11 protein-coding genes are annotated in these 20,383 nt (G+C 47.0%); 7 read left to right on the top strand and 4 right to left on the bottom strand.

Translation table 11 applies throughout. The features are described from left to right. Window positions 1-307 precede the first annotated feature (307 nt). The 3 genes from J0M30_00810 to ligA form a co-directional block, all read right to left on the bottom strand. A complete protein-coding gene (locus tag J0M30_00810; protein MBN8666009.1) occupies window positions 308-973 on the bottom strand; it encodes a DUF2461 domain-containing protein in 666 nt (221 codons plus the stop codon). Window positions 974-1,430: 457 nt separating this feature from the next. Beyond that, the gene (locus J0M30_00805; GenBank protein MBN8666008.1) at window positions 1,431-1,991 is read right to left on the bottom strand and encodes an HNH endonuclease; all 561 of its coding nucleotides are present in this window, start codon (window positions 1,989-1,991) and stop codon (window positions 1,431-1,433) included. 120 nt (window positions 1,992-2,111) lie between these two features. Beyond that, entirely contained in the window at window positions 2,112-4,202 is a 2,091-nt protein-coding gene (gene ligA / locus J0M30_00800; GenBank protein MBN8666007.1) for an NAD-dependent DNA ligase LigA, read from the bottom strand. A 174-nt stretch (window positions 4,203-4,376) separates the two neighbouring features. On the opposite strand from ligA, the gene J0M30_00795 reads away from it, so the two are divergent. The 6 genes from J0M30_00795 (at window position 4,377) to J0M30_00770 (ending at window position 15,513) form a co-directional block, all read left to right on the top strand. Next, the gene (locus tag J0M30_00795; protein ID MBN8666006.1) at window positions 4,377-7,241 is read left to right on the top strand and encodes a T9SS type A sorting domain-containing protein; all 2,865 of its coding nucleotides are present in this window, start codon (window positions 4,377-4,379) and stop codon (window positions 7,239-7,241) included. 41 nt (window positions 7,242-7,282) lie between these two features. After that, window positions 7,283-7,948: an NUDIX hydrolase gene (locus J0M30_00790; protein ID MBN8666005.1), complete on the top strand. Its 666-nt coding sequence runs from the start codon at window positions 7,283-7,285 to the stop codon at window positions 7,946-7,948. A gap of 261 nt (window positions 7,949-8,209) precedes the next feature. Next, on the top strand, window positions 8,210-11,248 hold the full coding sequence (locus J0M30_00785) for a TonB-dependent receptor (GenBank protein ID MBN8666004.1): 3,039 nt from the start codon (window positions 8,210-8,212) through the stop codon (window positions 11,246-11,248). Window positions 11,249-11,278: 30 nt separating this feature from the next. Further along, complete coding sequence (locus J0M30_00780) at window positions 11,279-12,868, top strand: RagB/SusD family nutrient uptake outer membrane protein (protein MBN8666003.1); 1,590 nt, start codon at window positions 11,279-11,281, stop codon at window positions 12,866-12,868. A 38-nt stretch (window positions 12,869-12,906) separates the two neighbouring features. Continuing rightward, window positions 12,907-13,728, top strand: coding sequence for a SusE domain-containing protein (locus tag J0M30_00775; protein MBN8666002.1), 822 nt, complete (start codon window positions 12,907-12,909; stop codon window positions 13,726-13,728). Window positions 13,729-13,749: 21 nt separating this feature from the next. Then, window positions 13,750-15,513 (top strand): SusE domain-containing protein, encoded by a 1,764-nt coding sequence (locus tag J0M30_00770; GenBank protein ID MBN8666001.1) that lies wholly within the window; start codon window positions 13,750-13,752, stop codon window positions 15,511-15,513. Window positions 15,514-15,887: 374 nt separating this feature from the next. Here the strand turns inward: J0M30_00770 and J0M30_00765 are convergent, their stop codons facing one another. After that, on the bottom strand, window positions 15,888-16,883 hold the full coding sequence (locus tag J0M30_00765; protein ID MBN8666000.1) for a LacI family DNA-binding transcriptional regulator: 996 nt from the start codon (window positions 16,881-16,883) through the stop codon (window positions 15,888-15,890). A 489-nt stretch (window positions 16,884-17,372) separates the two neighbouring features. On the opposite strand from J0M30_00765, the gene J0M30_00760 reads away from it, so the two are divergent. Beyond that, window positions 17,373-20,372, top strand: coding sequence for a SusC/RagA family TonB-linked outer membrane protein (locus J0M30_00760; GenBank protein ID MBN8665999.1), 3,000 nt, complete (start codon window positions 17,373-17,375; stop codon window positions 20,370-20,372). The last annotated feature ends 11 nt before the right edge of the window (window positions 20,373-20,383 follow it).

Below are 20,383 nucleotides of genomic sequence, written 5' to 3'. Positions count from 1 at the left end.
TTTTGGAGGACGCATGAGAGATGACGGAGGACGGATGACAGATGACGGATGTTGGATGTTGGATGTTTGATGTTGGATGTTGGAAGGGAGTCGAAGGACGGAAGGACGCTGTGCGAGACCTCTGGTCTCGCACGATTCTCCCGTCGCCTCTGGCGACAAGCATTAAAGCGCTAATTCTAATATTAAATGAACTAAACTCGGGTCGCCGGAGGCGACAAGACAATCGTGCGAGACCAGAGGTCTCGCACAGCAACACGCCGCTCTTCGCCCAACATCCAACATCCAACATCCAACACCCACCCTCCCCCTACCCAACAGCCCCATTCAAAAATTTCACCAATGGCATCAATGCCTCATAGGCTTCTATCGCTTTCTTTTTCGCCGTTGCTGATGTAACCTCTGCATCACTCATTTGAATGGTGGCCACATAACTTTTCAACTTCAGGTATTCAGCGGCGGGATTGTCGGCTTCATATCCCTTGGGTACGCGGGTCAGGGTGTATTCATCTGAACGGTCGAGGTCTTTATAGACCTTCCTGAATTTGGTTCCCTGAACGATCTTTTTAAAATCCTTCAAATTATAGTCTATCTCCTGACGCACTTTGGCCAGATCCGGTGGCATGGGCATGTAGAGACCACCACCAATGAATATCTTACCAGGCTCGAGGTGAAAATAATAACCAGCGGTCATTGCCTTCTTTCCCCCTTTATTGAAGAAAGCGCCAAAGTTGGTTTTGTAGGGTGATTTATCTTTTGAAAAGCGCACATCGCGGTTGATGCGAAACATACAGGCTTTGGCTGTAAGACCGGTGAGGTCTCCATCCTTTTTAGCTATGCCATCGATAAGCGATTGAACAAAAATCTCAAAATCCTTACGGGCTGCCTCGTAAGCCGGGCGGTGAGCATCAAACCAGGGTTTATTGTTGTTTTTCTTGAGGTCTTTGAGAAATTTGAGGGTAGAGGGCTGGAGCATTCTTTTTTTACAAATATAAAAGGGGGACGGGTATTCGCCGCGGAGAAAATGAGGGGGAGGAGGGAGGGGGGAGGACGGATGACGGATGACAGATGACGGAGGACAGATGACAGATGACGGATGACTGATGTTGGATGTTGGATGTTGGAAGGGAGTAGAAGGGCGGAGGGTGGCTGTGCGAGACCTCTGGTCTCGCACGATTGTCTTGTCGCCTCTGGCGACTCGAGTTTAGTTCATTTAATATTAGAATTAGCGCTTTAATGCTTGTCGCCAGAGGCGACGAGAGTATCGTGCGAGACCAGAGGTCTCTCACAGCGTCCCTCCGCTCTTCGCCTACCAGCTAACATAAAACACCCAACATCCAACATCCAACATCAAACCTCCGTCATCCGTCATCTGTCATCTGTCATCTGTCCTCCGTCATCTGTCCTCCGTCCTCCTGCTCTGCAGTAAAAACTCAAACCCTAGCCCAATTCTCCCCACTCTTGATCCGGTAGATCGTCATTTCACTGATGCCGTATTGTTCGGCCAATCGTTTGATCGTGACGCGACGCTTAGGATCTTTCAAGGTGTCTTTGATCTTTTTTACCTGGGTGGCCTTGAGTTTAAGTCCAACGGTGCGGTTCGCCTGAACTTTTTTATACGCGATCTTGGCAGGGCTTTTTTGCTGGTGTTTGATCATGTCTTCCAGCGTAGCCCATTTCAGGTTCTTGATTTGATTATCCAGTTTGTTGTGATTGATGTGGATCACATAGCGATGTTTTGGACTGGATTTAGGTAAAAAAAGTTTAGCGATTTCCCGGTGGATGTACAGGGTTCCTTTACTGTCCGGGCGATGAAGGTTCAGGGTGCGATAGCCCGTTGTAAAGGAGCCATTGAGCAATTTCCCATCTTCCAATACATCTTTCTTGTAACTGGCGATTCGGCCATGCGAAGAGAGCGCATACTTGTTTCGGAGCTGGTTCCAACCTGAGAATTTCAATTGTCTCCAGGTTTCTCCGGTAATTTTTTTGATCATAGCGCATCAATTTTAGGTTGATGAATAGCGATGCAGCTAGAACTGGCGAGCAATGTTTATCCAGCGTGTATGCGAAAGGTAATAAAAAAAGAAATTGTCAAATATGATTCTTGTTAGGTTTTATCGTCCGATCAACCGCAGAAATTCGGCCTCGGAAATGATTTTTACGGTATTGATCTTTTTGGCTTTTTCCAATTTACTTCCGGCATCTTCGCCAACGATCAGGTAGTTGAGTTTACTGCTCACCCCACTGACGAGTTTACCACCGTGCTCTTCCACCAACGCCTCGGCTTCGCTGCGTTTTAAGGTGGGAAGTGTGCCTGTAAGTAAGAAGGTCTGTCCTTCCAAAGATCCCCCCTGGGTCACCTCTTTCTTTGTATTTTTTAATTGTAACCCCTCCGCTTCAAGCTGCTTAAGCATATGAATATTATCGGGGTTCTGAAAGAAATGAAAAATACTTCCCGCTACCTTGGGACCAACATCTTCGAGTTCCAACAGCTGTTCCTGCGTGAATGATTGAAAATCGAGCAGGTGTTCAACCCGGTTGGCAAGGGTCTTGGCCGTTGTCTCTCCAACAAAACGGATACCCAGGGCGTAAATAAGGCGATGTAAGGGTTGGTTACGGGAATGATCAATTGCCTGACGCAAATTGTCAATTGACTTTTGTCCAAAACCTTCCTGTCCCTTGAGTTTATCAAAATCCAGCGTATAGATCCCCGGGATATCTTTTAATAGTCCCATGTCGGAGAACTTCCGCACATTGGCATCGCCAAACCCGCGGATATCCATCGCGTCCTTACTGACGAAATGAATGATGCGTTCCAATACCTGTGCCGGGCATTCGATATTGATACAACGCCATACGGCTTCTGTTTCTTCCTTGAAGAGTTTACTGTTACAGACCGGGCAATGGGTAGGAAAAATGATCGGTTCTTCCTTGCCGGTTCGTAATTCAGGTTGTGATTTCACGATCTGTGGTATCACATCACCGGCTCTTTCAATAAGGACCGTATCGCCTTTGCGAAGATCCTTTTCCCGTATATATTCTTCATTATGTACAGAGATACTGCTAACGGTTACACCTCCCACACTCACGGGTTCCAGTTTGGCCACCGGTGTCACTGCTCCTGTTCTTCCAACCTGAAATTCTACATTCAACAATTTAGTGGTTCCCTGTCTTGCCTTGAATTTATAGGCAATGGCCCACCGCGGGTGATGACTGGTCATACCTAACTTATCCTGCAAGGCAAATGAATTTACCTTGATCACCATCCCGTCAATTTCATATGGCAGGTCATCGCGGCCTGCTTCAAATTCCTGACAGTATTGTATCACCGCTTCGATCCCTTGAAATACTTTCTTTTCTTTCTCCGGACTGCGAAAACCCAATTCCCACAGCAAGCCCAGCGATCCGCCATGGGTCTGCAATTCTTTTGGCACCGGTCGTCCATCCAATAGAGAGTAATCGCTGATATGATAAACAAAAGCTTCCAGGTTTCGCTTAGCCACCTCAGCCGGATCTTTTAAGCGAAGGGTACCTGAGGCCGCGTTGCGTGGATTGGCCAGGGGCGGAACCCCCTGTTCCATCAGTTGCTCGTTGTATTTTTTAAAATTCGATTTATTGATCAGCACTTCTCCTCTTATCTCAACCTGCTGCAATCCATACTTTGAAAATTGCGCCGACAAGGGCAGGCTCCTGATCTGGCGACAATTGGTGGTGATCTCATCTCCCTCCACACCATCTCCGCGGGTAGCCCCACGGGACAATAGATCATTTTCATAGATCAGCGAAATACTCGCTCCGTCAAACTTGGGCTCTACACAATATTCAATCTGGTTTGCTCCTGATCCTTCCCGTGCCTTTCGGTCAAAATCAATCAGGTCCTCGCTATTGTATGAATTGTCCAGCGATAACATGGGCACCAGGTGTTGTACCGTTGGAAAATCTTTGGTCAGCCCTTTGGCTACACGCTGGGTGGGCGAATCGGCGCTGATCAGTTCGGGATGTTCCCGCTCGATCTTTTCTAAACCCTTGTACAATTGGTCATATTCCCCATCGGAAATCAACGGATCATTCAATACATAATACCGGTGTTCATGAAATTTCAACACCCCACGAAGGACCTGAATATCCTTTTTTGCAAAGGTGCCAGACTTTAAAAAGGCAAGCGTTTGTTCCTGCCAGGATTTTGTTTCACTATTCGAGTACATAAATTGAATTGGAGCTTCAAAACAAAACTAAAATATGATTATTGATTACTAATTATTAATTATTAAAGATTGACGGTCAATTCAAATTGGAGTGGAGGAAAAAAATGGCCTGTAATTTAATGTGTTGTAAGTACATATTTGTACCTTAGATATTCAAATCTAAATGAGCTTGCCATGAAAAGGAAGATGCTGCTTTTGTGGATGGGTATGATGGCTGGGTTGGTTTCCTGGTCGCAATTACTCACCTGGACTCCTGAATTTGCCAATGGCACAGGTAATATAACCATTACCGTGGATGCCACAAAGGGTAACCAGGGTTTGTTGGGTCATACCGGTGCGGTTTATGTACATATCGGGGTAATTACCAACCTCAGCACCAGTTCCACCGATTGGAAGCATGCTCCTTTTACCTGGGGAACCACGCCGGCGGGGGCACAGGCCAGTGCCGCGGGTACCAATAAATGGTCCTATTCGATCACCAATATCAATACCTTCTTCAATCTTGCGGTAGGGGAGACCATCAACCAGATCGCGATTCTGTTCCGTGATGGAGCGGGCAATAAAGTGCAGCGGAATACCGATGGCGGCGACATGTATGTTCCCTTGTATGATAACAGCCTGGCCGTCCGTTTTAACCAACCGCCATTTGAACCCAAATATGTGCGTGTGCTGGAACCGATCAATAAAGCGGTAGGGGAGAGCATTGATGCTACGGCGGTAGCCAGTCAGTCATCCGATATGAAATTGTTCTGGAATGGCACACAGGTGCAGGCGGCTTCAGGGGTAACAACTATTTCAGCCTCCCCGGTCATCACTTCCGCAGGAACACAGGAACTGGTTGCCGAGGCTGTTGCTGGCGCGGTTACAAAACGCGATACCATCCGGTTTTTTGTGGGACCTTCTTCGCCCAATATTGCTGCCTTGCCGGCCGGTGTGCAGGATGGGATCAATTATGAATCAGGTGATACCTCCATCACATTTGTTTTGTATGCGCCAAATAAAAACCGGGTTTCCGTGATTGGAGAGTTTCCCGGAAGTAACTGGCTGGAACAAGTACAATACCTGATGAACAAAACACCCGATGGCAACCGCTGGTGGGTGCGTGTAACCGGTTTGACGCCAGGTACGGAATATGCTTTTCAATATTTGATCAATGGGAATTTAAAAACCACGGATCCATATTGTGAAAAAATACTTGACCCATGGAATGATGGATTTATCACCAGTACTACCTATCCTTCACTCAAACCTTATCCAACAGCGACTTCAGGTGTTGTGGGTGTGGTGCAAACCGGGCAGTCAGCTTATAATTGGGCGGTGCCGAATTTCAACCGTCCCGATAAACGCAACCTGATCATTTATGAGTGCCTGCTTCGCGACCTGCTGGCCGCGCATGACTGGAAAACACTCAGTGATACCCTTACTTATTTTAAAAACCTTGGTATCTCCGCGATTCAGCTTATGCCGATCAACGAATTTGAAGGCAACCTGAGTTGGGGATATAACCCCGATTTCTTCCTCGCTCCGGATAAATATTATGGTCCAAAGAATGACCTCAAGCGCTTTATTGATTCCGCCCATAGCAAAGGCATGGCGGTCATCCTGGATATTGCGCTTAATCATGCCACAGGTCTTTGTCCCCTGGCAGCCCTTTACTGGGATGGGGCAAATAACCGTCCCGCAGCCGACAACCCCTGGTTTAATACCGTGGCGCGTCACCCATTCAATGTGTTCAATGATTTCAACCATGAAAGTCTCCAGACCAAATATTTCTTCAAACGGGTTACCGAACATTGGCTGGTGAACTATAAGATCGATGGTTTCCGTTTTGACCTCTCCAAAGGATTTACCCAGGTCAACTCCGGAAGTGATGTCAATGCCTGGAGTAATTATGATGCCAGCCGGGTGGCCATTTGGAAATCTTATTTTGATACGTTGCAATCCCGTTCAGCCGGTTCATATGTGATACTTGAACATTTTGCAGCCAACAACGAGGAAAAGGAACTATCGGATTATGGCATGATGCTTTGGGGAAATATCAATTACAATTTCAGCCAGGCTGCGATGGGTGTGATTGGCAACTCCAATATTGATGGCGCGCTGCATATCAATCGGGGATGGACCAACCCCTTCCTGGTTTCTTATATGGAAAGCCATGATGAAGAGCGGGTGATGTACCGTCTGATCAATGAAGGGCTTTCGCAAGGAACCTATAATACCCGTGACCTCAATACTGCCTTGAAACGGAGTGAAATGGCGGCCTCTTTTCTGTTCACCATGCCTGGTCCCAAAATGCTTTGGCAGTTTGGAGAAATGGGATACGATTATTCCATCAATACCTGTACCAATGGTACGGTCAATAATGATTGCCGGCTTGATCCCAAGCCCATTCGGTGGGATTATTTACAAAACGCGAATCGCAAAGCGTTGCATACCGTTTACAGTAAACTATTTGCCTTACGTAAACACGCTTCCTTCCGGAATTCATTTACCGGAGGCACCATTGAACGCAGTCTGAATGGAGCTTTTAAATGGATGAAGGTGAATACCGACACTTCCAAGATACTTGTGGTGGGGAACTTTGACCTGATACCACAGGCCGCTTCGGTCACTTTCCCTGAAGCAGGGGTATGGTGGGATTATCTGGATAACAGCATTATTTCCGCCACGGGTGCAGCCCAAACTGTTACCCTGCAACCCGGCGAATACCATGTATATATTAATAGAAACGTGAATAATGTGGCCACTACGCCCGTTTCAAACCTTTACTTTAATGGTAACCCGCTACAATTAAAAGTTTATCCCAACCCCTCCCAAGGGGAGCTGTATGCCCAGGTAAACATACCCGAAGCGGGAAAAGTGGAGATCGAACTCCTGAGCGCCAATGGTCAGTTTCTGCAATTGCTGGATAGCCGGTTCCTGGCCAAAGGCGAATATGTTCTGCCTTTATCCATGCGTACCAAGCCTGCGGCCGGTAATTATATTGTCAGGATAAAGTCGGGTTTATACGCCAATTTTGTCAAATTCGTCGTACAATAATATCTTAGACCGTTAAACAAACGGGCCATATGGAAGAAAGGATGTTGCTTAAGACCGCGGAGATCGAGAAGATCAGTCACCTTGACTATTTTAATATAGCTGTATCGGTTGACTGTGTGATCTTCGGTTATGATGATGATCAGTTCAAGGTACTCTTAATGGAATCCGACCTGGAAGAATTCAAAGGCAGGCTTTCCCTGCTGGGCGATCTGGTTCGGCCCGATGAGGATCTGGACAGTGCCTCGTACCGGGTACTTAAGGCGCGTACCGGATTGGATGATGTTTATCTGCAACAGGTACATACATTCGGTGCCGTGAACCGTCACCCTTCCGGAAGGGTAATTACCACCGCTTACTATTCCCTCATCAATATTAATCACCATCAACTCAAGATCACGGACAATCAGGTGCACTGGCACAATGTTAACGACATTCGCCGGATGGCCTTTGACCATAAGGAGATCCTGGATACCTGTCTCCAGACCCTGCGTGATCAGATCATGGAACACCCGGTGATATTTAATCTGCTGCCGGAGAAATTTTCCCTCCGCCTGTTGCAGGAACTTTATGAAGCCATTCTGGGCGTCAAGCTTGACCGCCGGAACTTCCGCAAGAAAATCATGCTCAAAGATTGGGTGGTTGACCTGGATGAAATGGAGACCGAAGTGCCTCATCGTCCGGGCAAACTCTATCGCGCGAAGACCTAGATTTTATTATTTAGTGATTTAGAGGATTGATTTGTATGATAATCAATAGGGTATTGATTGTCATATAATTATATTTTAAAATATTACTACTTAATTCCCATCCTCCTAAATCCCTTAATCCTGTAATCCTGGTCATACCTTGGATGTTGCTGATTAAAATCACCTCAAATTTTTTTTCTGGATTCGAATTATTGACTATTATTGTGTAAGAAATACACATTAATATTTCTAAAATTCTTCTAACCGCTTTAATGATTGCTTATGCGCCGTAGAAATCTATGGAGGACTTTCATCCTCTCATTGACGCTGTTTACAACAGCTCAAGTTTCATTTTCACAGGACAGGGTCATTACAGGAAAAGTGACAGATGCAAGAGATGGTTCTGCTATTACCGGCGTGACTGTCATTGCAAAAGGCACTCCGACTGGTGCGCAAACCAACGCAAATGGTGCGTATAGTCTTTCTGTGGCTCCGAGTGTGACAACCTTAGTGTTTTCATCGATTGGTTTCAATACCATGGAGGTGAACATTGAGGGTCGTACGACCATCGACGTGGTACTTACCGTTAACGCGTCTTCTCTTGGGGAGATCGTAGTGATTGGATATGGTACTACTCGTAAAAAGGACCTTACGGGTTCTGTGGTCAGTGTGACTGCTAAAGATTTTAATAAAGGAACGATCACCACACCTGAGCAGTTGATTGCTGGTAAGGTGGCCGGGGTATCGATCACTTCCAACAGTGGTCAACCCGGAGCAGGAAGTACGATCCGTATCCGTGGGGGTGCTTCGCTGAATGCGAGCAATGACCCGTTGATCGTGATTGACGGGATGCCTATCTCCAATGATGGTATCTCTGGTGCTTCCAACCCGCTTAGCCTGATCAACCCGAACGATATCGAATCGTTCACGGTGTTAAAAGATGCCTCTGCTACCGCGATCTATGGTTCGCGTGCCTCCAACGGGGTTATCATGATCACCACCAAGAAAGGGAAAAGAGGTAAACCCGTGATCAATTTCAGTACACAGGTATCCGCCGCCACAGTGGCCAAGACCGTTGATGTGCTGGATGCCGACCAGATCCGGAGCATTGTAAATGCTGAAGGCAGTGCTACCCTGCAAGCTTTATTGGGAAATTCCAATACCGATTGGCAGGATCAGATCTATCGGACAGCGATCGCCAATGATAATAACCTGAGCATTTCGGGTTCCATCAACAAACTTCCTTACCGGGTTTCGCTGGGATATCTTTATCAAAATGGTATCCTCAAAACGGATAACCTGAAACGCACTTCCGTAGGGATCAACCTGAGCCCCTCCCTTTTCCAAAACCACCTTAAAGTGGAATTGAGTTTGAAAGGCGCGGTGAGCCAAACACGTTTTGGTAACCAGGGCGCGATCGGATCGGCCATCAGCTTTGACCCCACACAAGAAGTGTATAGCAAGAATGCCCGTTTTGGCGGTTATTGGGAATGGTTGGATCCTAACTCCACTACCGGTTTGAAATCCCTTGCTCCCTTTAACCCGCTCGGTTTGCTTGAGCAAAGAGAAGACAAGAGCACGGTGAAAAGAAGTGTGGGTAATATCATGCTGGATTATAAACTGCATTTCTTCCCTGACCTGCGTGCGGTATTGAATACCGGTTACGACATTTCTCAAGGTACGGGTACCGTTGTGGTCAATGACAGTGCAGCCTCGTCATACAACCGCTTTAAAGATCCAGGTGGTACATTCCATGGTGGGATAAATACACAGTACAAACAGACCCGCACCAATACCTATCTGAACTTTTACCTGAATTATACCAAAGACATTACCAGCATCAAGAGCCGGATCGAAGCCGTAGCTGGTTATGAATACCAGGATTACCTGACCAAGAATTTCAATGGTACAGAACCCGACGCCAATGGCGCCTGGACCCCGTACTTTGATTATACCTATGATGGTACACTGGTTTCCACACCGAACTTCCCCTTTGATGAGCCACGTTATCGCCTGGTTTCCTTCCTGGGACGTTTGACCTACACGTTAAATAACAAGTATATCCTGACTGCTTCGGTTCGTCGCGATGGTTCTTCCAAGTTCAATATTGACAACCGCTGGGGTACATTCCCTTCGGCTGCTTTTGCCTGGAAGATCAGTGAAGAATCCTTCCTGAAAGGATCCAGCCTGATCAATGACCTGAAACTCCGCGTGGGTTATGGTGTAACTGGTCAACAGGATGGTATCGGATACTATGACTTTATCTCCTATTACAACCTCAGTTCGCTGACTGCCCAGTATCAGTTTGGTAGTTCTTATTACCAACTGTATCGTCCCGGTGGATATTATTTCAACCGGAAATGGGAACAAACAGCCACCACCAATATCGCCCTGGATTTTGCCTTGCTTGACAGCCGCATCTCCGGTACGGTAGAGGTTTACCGCAAAGAGACCACCGACCTGTTGAACTCGATCAACCAGCCGGCCGGTACCAACTTCTCCAATAATATTGTTGCCAACGTTGGTAGCATGGAGAACAATGGGGTAGAGGTTACCTTGAATTTCCAACCCATTCGCACCAAAGACATGACCTGGGATGTAGCCTTCAACGCTACCTACAATCAGAATGAGATCACTAAACTGACAATTTCTGATGATCCTTCCTATGCCGGTGCCCGTTTTGGTGGTATTTCCGGTGGTACTGGTAACTCCGTCCTGATCCAGTCAGTAGGATATAACCGCGGATCTTTCTTCGTGTACAAACAGGTATATGATAAAGGAACTGACAAACCCATTGACAATCTTTTTGAAGATATCAACCGTGATGGGGTGATCAATGAAAAAGACCTTTATCAATATAAAGGCATCGATCCTAAAGCCTTCTTTGGTTTTAGTACGAACCTGACTTATAAAAAATGGAATGCGGGATTGGTTATGCGTGCCAACGTAGGTAACTACCTGTACAACAACGTCGCTTCAGGAACCGGTACCCTCCGGAACATCCTGAACCCGATCGGATACATCAACAATGGTTCGGTGGACTATCTGAACACCGGATTTAGCGGAGATGGCACCAACTATTACCTGTCTGATTATTATGTTCAAAATGCATCGTTCCTCCGGATGGATAACTTCAACATTGGCTACAATGCCGGTAGGATCATGCAGAACAAAGCCAACCTTCGGGTTAGTTTAAACGTTCAGAATGTGTTCGTGATCACTAAGTACAAAGGACTGGATCCCGAGATCAACGGTGGTATAGATAATAATTTCTATCCTCGTCCACGGACCATCGCCCTTGGCTTTAACCTTGACTTTTAATCTACTTGCATGCCATTTAAAAACGCATTTATGAAAAGGAACATTTTTAAAATATCACTCGCCTCGCTTCTTCTGACAGGCAGCCTGTTGTCTTGTACGAAGAAGTTAGACATCCTGCCGACCAACGACATTACCTCTGAGAATGTCTATTCCACAGCGGCTGGTTATAAACAAGCTTTCGCCAAGATCTATGGCGCGTTTGCCCTGACAGGCAACCAGGGTCCTGCCGGAAACGGTGACGTTCAGGGTATCGACGAAGGTACTTCTGACTTTCTCCGTCTTTTCTGGAAGGCCCAGGAGTTGAGCACCGATGAAGCTGTGGTATCCTGGGGTGACCCTGGTATCCAGGACTTTCACAACATGAACTGGTCCGCCAGCAACCCCATGTTGACCGGTCTGTACTATCGTGCCTATTATCAGATCACTCTCTGCAATGATTTCATCCGTCAGTCGGCTGATGATAAACTGGCTTCCCGTGGTATCACAGGTGCTGCGGCTGATGAGATCAAGATGTTCCGTGAAGAGGCCCGTTTCCTCCGCGCCTATCAGTATTGGGTGGTGATGGACCTGTTTGGCAATGTTCCCTTTGTCACAGAGAACGATGCCCTCGGTTCTTTCCTGCCTCCGCAAAAGCCACGTGCCCAGGTGTATGATTATATCGTTTCCGAATTGCTTGACCTGGAGAATACTTTGATGGCCGCCCGCACCAATGAGTATGGTCGTGCTGACCAGGCTGCTGCCTGGGCATTGCTCGCCCGTGTGTACCTGAATGCTGAAGTGTACACAGGTATTGCCCGTTGGAATGAAGCGATCACCTATGCTGCCAAAGTGATCGGTGCCGGTTATACCCTGCATACCAACTACCAGCAATTGATGCTGGCCGATAACCACCTTAACACAAGTGAGTTCATCCTCACCATCAACTATGATGGATTGAAAACCCAGAACTGGGGAGGTACCACCTTCCTGGCCCACGCATCTGTGGGAGGTAGCATGACCGCTTCTGTTTTTGGATTGGATGGTGGATGGGCTGGTATTCGTACCACAAAGAATATACCCGCCTTGTTCCCCGATCCAAATGGAACAACCGATAAACGCGCGCAGTTCTTTACAGCCGGTCAGAACGTAGAGATCAATGATCTTACCCAATTCACCGATGGTTATGCGGTTACCAAGTACAGAAACGTTTCCCGTACCAATGTAGCCGGTTCCAGCCTTACCTGGGTAGATATCGATTTCCCGATCTTCCGTCTGGCAGAAATGTACCTGATCTATGCAGAAGCTGTTGCCCGTGGCGGTAGCGGTGGAAGCACAGCCAATGCCGTTAGCTATATCAACCTGCTTCGCGCAAGGGCATATGGAAATACATCCGGTAATATCAATACCACCGACCTCACACCGAGTTTCGTTCTCGATGAAAGAGCACGTGAATTGTATTGGGAAGGTTTCCGTCGTACCGACCTTGTTCGCTACAACCGTTTCACCGAGGATACTTACCTCTGGCCCTGGAAAGGTGGTGCAAAAAGCGGTACCGGTGTGGATGGTTACAGAAAACTGTATCCGATCCCTTCGGCTGATATTTCATCAAACACTAACCTGGTCCAAAACCCGGGATATTAATTCAATAAATGCCAAACCACTCATTTAAAAATTAATTTATGAAAACAATACTTTCCAAACTGTTTTTCATAAGCATCCTGGCGGGTTTGTTCAGTTCTTGCAAAAAAGACGAGAACAGGATATACTTCGAAGGAGGCACAGCCCCAGTGCTGGCGGCTTCTTCCACCAGTGCCATGGTGCTTACGGGACCCAATGCCAGCAACCTGGCCATTCGGTTCAGCTGGACCAACCCGGACTATATGTTCACAACGGGTACCAGCTCACAAGATGTATTATATGTTTTACAGGTAGATACCACAGGGTCTAATTTCACCAGTCCTACCATGCAGGAGATATCGGTAGCGCGTGAATTGACCACTTCCTTTACGGTAAAAGAGTTGAATGCCGTAATGACCAAGCTGGAAATGCTGGAGAATATTCCCCACAATATCGAGTTTCGGTTGAAAGCCTCCCTGGCCAACAATACGGTGCCCCTGTTTTCAAATGTGATTCAGGTGATCATCACCCCCTATCTCGATGTGGTTACACCCATTCCTCCCACAGGAGAATTGTATATCACGGGTAGCGCCATGCCTAGTGATTGGACCAACAGTCCTCCCCTGGCACAGAAATGTGTAAAGGTGAGCAATACCGAGTACAACATTACGGTAGCATTGGCCTCCGGAGGTCAGTATAAGTTCTTATCCACGCTCGGTGCCTGGCAGCCTCAGTATGGCGGCAGCAGTGCTACGGGTGGAGATATTGGCTACAACATGGGTGGTGGTAGCGATCCGGATGCCATTCCCACACCTTCTGTGGCCGGTACTTATAAGATCACGCTTAATTTCAAAACCGGTAAATATTCGGTCGTCAAACAATAATTCATCCTTAATAACTATAGTATGAAAAAATTGCTCAGCTTATCATTACTTGCGCTCACGGCGTTTCTTTTCAACGCCTGCGACAAGGTGGATGAACTGCCTTTCTATGAGAAGGGAACGGCAGTCACCCTGACTTCTTCGACGGCGACCGTAGCGCCTGCTTTGGCGGATAGTGTTGCCAACGTATTGTCATTCTCCTGGACCAACCCTCAGTATGGACAGGATACCAGTTTGTATAAATTCATCATTGAGATGACACCTGCCGGCAACAACTTTGCCACGAAGGTGACCAAAACTGTGACTGGAAGCCTGGCTTCCTCCATCACAGGTCGCGAACTCAATAACATGTTATTGAACCTGGGTCTGACCGCCGGTGTAGCATCCAATGTGGATGTACGTGTGATCTCTTCCTACGGTAATAACAATGAACGCTACCTGTCGAATGTGCTCACGATTTCGGCCAAACCATTTGCCGATCCCGCTGTGCTTTCTACCGAGAAGACTACCGTGACCGGAACACTGGCCACTGCCGGTCAGCCTTCGAATACCTTTAGCTGGACCGAAGCCTTTAAAAAATACACCGGAACAGTTACTTATACTTTGCAGTATGACTCTTCGGGTAAGAACTTTGCCACCATCAATGAGATTCCTGTTGGAACCGGGGTGTTGACCAAAGCACTGAATGAAGGTGAAATGAACCAAACTGCCCTGAGCTGCGGTGTAGTTGGTGGTACACAAGGAAAGATCGAATACCGCATCAAAGCGGTTACCGCTTCCGGTTCTACCTCTTTCTCCAATGTGGTTTCTGTAACCATCAATAGTTATGAAAGCATCGTTCGGCTGTATCTGCCTGGTGGTTACCAAGGTGCTACTGGTAATGGTAATGACTGGGATCCCGGAACTGCTCCCGAGCTGATCCGTGATAACCGCACAGGTGCTTTGAACAAACTGTATTACATCTATATCTATCTTCCTGCCGGTGCTGAGTTCAAAGTAACACAGGGCCGCAGTTGGGATGTGAACTATGGCGGTACCGGTGGTGTGCTGGCAAACAATGGAGCAAATTTCACCGTAAGCACAGCCGGTTATTACCGGATTTCCATTGACCGTACCGGATTACAGTATGACATCCGCGAAGGCCGTATGGGCTTTGTTGGAGGTGGTACTCCTTCTGGCTGGGATCCTCCCAGCGTATTCCCTTTACGTGCGATGGGATTGGCTGCACCTAACCTGTTTGTTGGGTTGACCGATTTCACTGTAGATGGTTGGAAATTGATTGATAATAATGAGTGGAATAGCGGTGACCTGACCGTGACCAATACCCGCAGCTATGGTTCCAGTGGTGGAAGTGGAAGCACCATGGAAGTAAATGGTGGAAATTTCCCCAATATGCCTTCAGCCGGTCGTTACCGCGTAATGTGGGATGGCCGTGACAGGGATAATATCAAGTATGAGTTTTCTCCCGCAACGGAAATGCGTGTGGTAGGTGATGGTATCTCTGGTGTAAACGCCTGGGATCCCGGAGCCAGCCCCCAAATGACCTACCTGGGCAATGGCCAATGGCAGATCACACTGGCCCTGGTGGGCGGCAAGGATATCAAATTCCTCGCCGGTAATGCCTGGGGTGCCTTTGACTATGAAGATAACAGTGGCGGAAGTACTGCAACTGGTGTAGCCCGCAAAATCAAATGGGAAGGTGGAGATAATTTCAAAACGCCTGCAGCTGATGGTACCTATACCATCCTGTTGGATGAGAAAGCACAAACCGTGACCATTTCAATTTAACTGAACAGATCCGAGCAAAGATCTTACGATACATAAAGCAAGCTTTCGTTTAGCGCGAACCGCCTTTCCAGGCGGTTCTTTTTTTGCGGTGAAATCCTCATTTTTTTATGGTGATAATCCCCTCAAATGCCGGGGACATTTTTACACAACCGATACAATCTAATGGGACATTTGTATTGGAGCTACACACGTAGTCTTCAGGGAAATCACTGGTAAGTTTGTTAGTGCAGGAAGTCCAATCCAAGAAACCTTATCTTATGAAACCGTTCCCTGAATGCATGCGGACCTCGTGTCCATTTGTATCCATCGGAAGGGGGCCTGGAAAGAAGGAGCTGGGCCCTCTTCTTTTTTATGAGGAACAATAGGCTAATAGCTTATAATGATCTGCCTTCTACCAATCTGGCAGGAAGCATCATTTCGCGGTAGAATTTTTTGCCAGCCATATAATCACTGATTCGTTGAAAGGCCAGTTTGCCCAGTTTATAACCACTGGTTTCGATATATGTGATCTCGGGCTCGTATAGATGTGGGATGAAATCGTCGTTAGAGATAGAGATAACACCTGTTTCTTCCGGAATACGGATTCCCAGTTGCTGGATGGCTTTCATGCTGCCGGTGAGAATCTCATCGCTCATGGTAAAAAGTGCATCGGGCCGGTCATGAGAGGAGAGTACCTCATAGGTAATGTCACGGGCCTCTTCACTTGTGGTGGCGTGAAAGGATCGCACCTTGATATCAGAAGCTGATCCGATTGTTTTGAGAAAAGCATCCTTTCTTTTGGGGGTAATTGAGATACTTGTGCTTCCAAACAGCGCAAGTATGTTTTTCTTTCCCTTTTGGAGCAGATGGCTGGCTGCGAGAGAGGCTGCTTCCTCATCCGCCAGGCAAACTTTGTTACATGCGTCCACCGCCGGGACCTTATCAAAAAAGATCACGGGTACATTGGTCTCTTCCAGTTTTTGGTACTTGCTGATATCCGGCGAACTGACTGCTACAGATATAAAGACACCTGCCACCCGGTTCAACCGGCAAAGCTTGATATTCTCGGCTTCCTGAACCGGGTCATTGCCCGACTGAAGGATCAGCAGGGAGTAGCCGATCTTGCGGCTTTCTTCCTCCAGGGCCGAAATGAAAGAGTGGTAGAAGTAATTGGATATTTCGGGAACGATCACCCCGAATATGTTGCTGCGGTTGGTTCTTAGGCTGATTGCATAGGTATTTGGCTCATACTCCATCATCGAGGCCAGGCGCATCACCTTTTCGCGGGTTTCCTCCGATATATCCGGATGTCCCTTCAGGGCGCGGGAAACCGTGGAAATGCTGATGTTGAGATTCCTGGAGATATCCTTGAGTGTGATCTTCGTATGCATGGCAAGAATTGGTAATCTAATTTACTGCATTTTTTTTCTACCCTGCAAAGGATTTCGCAAACATTTGCGCAATCCTTTGCGGCTGAATGCCAACTATTAACAAAACGTAAGCATGTATTTTGGTTAAATTTGTATCACTGCCTCTTGCAGGCAGTTTTTAGATTTAAAAGCAGGCCTTTCGGTTCCCCGGAGGGCCTTTCTGTTTGCAGAACCCCAACACCCCTAAATTTTTTTATATAAGTTTTCCCCCGCAAACGTTTTCGCAATCAATTTCGCAACGCTTTGCAAGGTTCTATAAGCAGCGAAGGTGTCCGAAATGTACCCTTTCTATATATCTTACAATAGTATTAGTGACCGATAGGCAGTTGAAAGTGACGGTTTTAGCGTCATTTGAAAACTTTAACATTTTTTTGATTTTCATAAAAATGTTTAAATATTTGTGTCGCTTGTACATACTGGAAGGTATTTAATTGTAAACACACTTATCTAATGCTTATGCTTGTCAAAAAACTTCAGGGGATTCCCCTGCTCCTTTCTTTTTTGCTGCTGTCTTTGGCCATTCAGGCGCAAGACAAAACAATCACAGGTAAAGTTACAGATGCAAAAAGTGGCAATGCGATTGCAGGAGCCAGCGTGGTAGCCAAAGGCACCAATGCGGGTACCTCTACAAACAATCAGGGTGAATTCAGCCTGAATGTTGGCAATGCCACGAAACTGGTGATTACTTCGGTGGGATTTAATTCTCAGGAAGTGGATATAGCCGGTAAAACATCTGTTACGGTTGTTCTTGAATCCACGATCAATGATTTGAATGAAATCATTGTGGTAGGTTATGGTACAGCACGAAAGAAGGATCTCACTGGTGCTGTCTCTTCCGTTAAGGCAAAAGACTTCAACCAGGGTATTCAGGTTTCTGCGGATCAATTGATCCAGGGTAAAGTAGCGGGTGTACAGATTGTCAACAACAGTGGACAGCCTGGGGGCGCTACATCAGTACGTATTCGTGGTAACGCCTCGATCCGTACCGGTAACCAACCTCTTTATGTGGTGGATGGCGTACCTCTGGATGGTCGTTCTGCTCGTCCGGGTGCAGTGGATGGTGGTTTTGGAGCTTCTCCAGACGGCAACCCACTCAATTACATTAACCCGAATGACATTGCCAGTATTGATGTATTGAAAGATGCATCGGCTACGGCGATTTATGGTTCCCGTGGTGCCAACGGGGTGGTTTTGATCACTACCAAACGTGGTCAATCGGGAGCGGCCCGTGTGGAAGTTTCTTCTTCTTTTGGTATCAGCTCTGTGATGAAAAAGCTGGAAGTGCTGGATGCGGCCACCTATCGCAAGGCATTATCCGATTATGCCATTACCGGTACAGGAGTGGATGGCGGATCCTCCGTTGATGCATTTGACGAGGTAACTCAACAGGGTATTTATCAGAATTACAATGTTTCATTGAGTGGTGGTACAGATAACGCGAGAATGCGTACTTCTTTTGGTTATTTAAATCAGGAAGGTGTTGTTCGTAAATCCGGTCTGAAGCGTTATACAGCCAATCTTTCCGGAGCCCTTAAATTTCTGGACAGCAAAAAGCTTGGATTGGATTTCAATATCATCGCTTCTCAAACCGATGAGCAAATTGCCCCGATCTCTAATAACGCCGGTTCTCAGGGTAGTTTGATCGGTATGGCCCTTCAGTGGAACCCCACTAAGGCACTGCGTAACGCTGATGGAACTTTCTTCCAGTTCCCAACTTCTACCATTGGAATTGGCGATCAGGATAAGAATCCGCTGGCACTTTCTGAGTATTATGATGATCAGGCCAAAACGACCAATGTGCTCGCCAGCCTGTCTCCATATTACAAGTTCTCCAACGACCTGGAGTACCGCATGACGCTGAGTATAAACTATGGCAATGGTATTCGCCGCAGCCAGATTTCCAGTCTCATGAATCTGCAGGACATTTACGGAAGAGGTTTTGCTTTCCTTACTAATTCCGAATTGACCACACAACAGCTCACACACGTATTGAACTATAACAAAGAATTGAGCAAGGACCTTACCCTGGGTGCCACCCTGGGTTATGAGTTTATGCGATTCAAGAATAAAGGATTCGGAATCTCTGGTCGTGATTTTACCAGTAACTCCATTCCTTACACCAATTATTTCCAGGGTTCTACCATTACTTCTTTGCGTCCGTTCTCGTATGCGGATCCCATCACAGATCTGCAATCGTATTTTGTTCGGGCCAACATTAACTACAAAGACAAGTATTTGCTGACTGCCTCCTTCCGGGCCGACGGATCAAGTAAGTTCGGGGAGAACAACAAGTATGGATATTTCCCCTCCTTTGCTGCAGCCTGGGTAATGTCGAATGAAGACTTCCTGGCGGGCAATTCATTCATCAAGAACCTGAAGCTTCGGGCAGGTTGGGGTATGACAGGTAACCAGGAGTTCCCTGCGGGAGCCGCCCAGGAACGTTATCGTTATTTCGGACCTGGCGACATTCGTCTGGATAATATCGCCAACCCCGATCTTAAATGGGAAACATCGACTCAGTTCAACATCGGTCTTGATTTTGCCGTATGGAATAACCGCCTCTCTGGTTCGATCGATTATTTCAATAAGGATACAAAAGACCTGTTGTTCAACTTCGACGCCATTCCACCAGCACCTGCTGCCAAATACTGGAGCAATATTGATGGAAATGTGATCAACTCCGGATTGGAAATTGCATTGAATGCCGCGTTGGTAAATAAGCAGGACCTGACAGTGAATGTAGGTATGAATGCCGCATTCCTGAAGAACAAGCTGACCAACTATACAGGTGCTCCCTTCCTGACCGGTGAGATCAGTGGTCAGGGTTTGACAGGTGCCCGTGCCCAGCAATTTGTAAACGATCAACCGGTTAACGTGTTCTATCTGGGACATTTTCTGGGTCTGGACAAAAATACCGGCGAAGCCTTATACGAAGGTGGCGACGCCAATGCCAACCGTTTCTATGCCGGAAGCCCTAACCCCACTACCTTGTTGGGTATCAGTGCCAACGCAACCTATAAGAAATGGTCATTGAGTGCCAATATGAACGGCGCTTTCGGTCACATGGTGTATAACAATACCGTACAAGCTTCTCTTGCTGTGGGTAACATTGCAGCCAACCGAAACCTCGCCAGAAGCGTTTATACTCCTGGAGCCTTGGAGAACAAAGCCAATGCTCAGCCGGTATCTGACCGTTATCTGGAAAAAGGAAACTACCTGAAAATGGCCAATATGACACTTTCGTACAATGTAGGCCAACTGGGGAAATCCTTCCGCAATGTGAATGTGTATGTAACTGGTCAGAACCTGTTTGTGATCACAAATTATACCGGGTTTGATCCGGAAGTAAATACGCCTAAGCCCGTGGATAACGTACCATCATTTGGTATTGAGCACACACCGTATCCCTCGGCCCGCAGCGTGATCTTTGGCTTAAACATTTCGTTATAAACCCCAACTCT

The organism is Chitinophagales bacterium (assembly GCA_017303415.1).
Classification (GTDB): Bacteria; Bacteroidota; Bacteroidia; order Chitinophagales; family Chitinophagaceae; genus SpSt-398.
The sequence above is the reverse complement of the archived record's forward strand: the minus strand, read 5'-3'. Positions and strand labels throughout refer to the sequence as shown.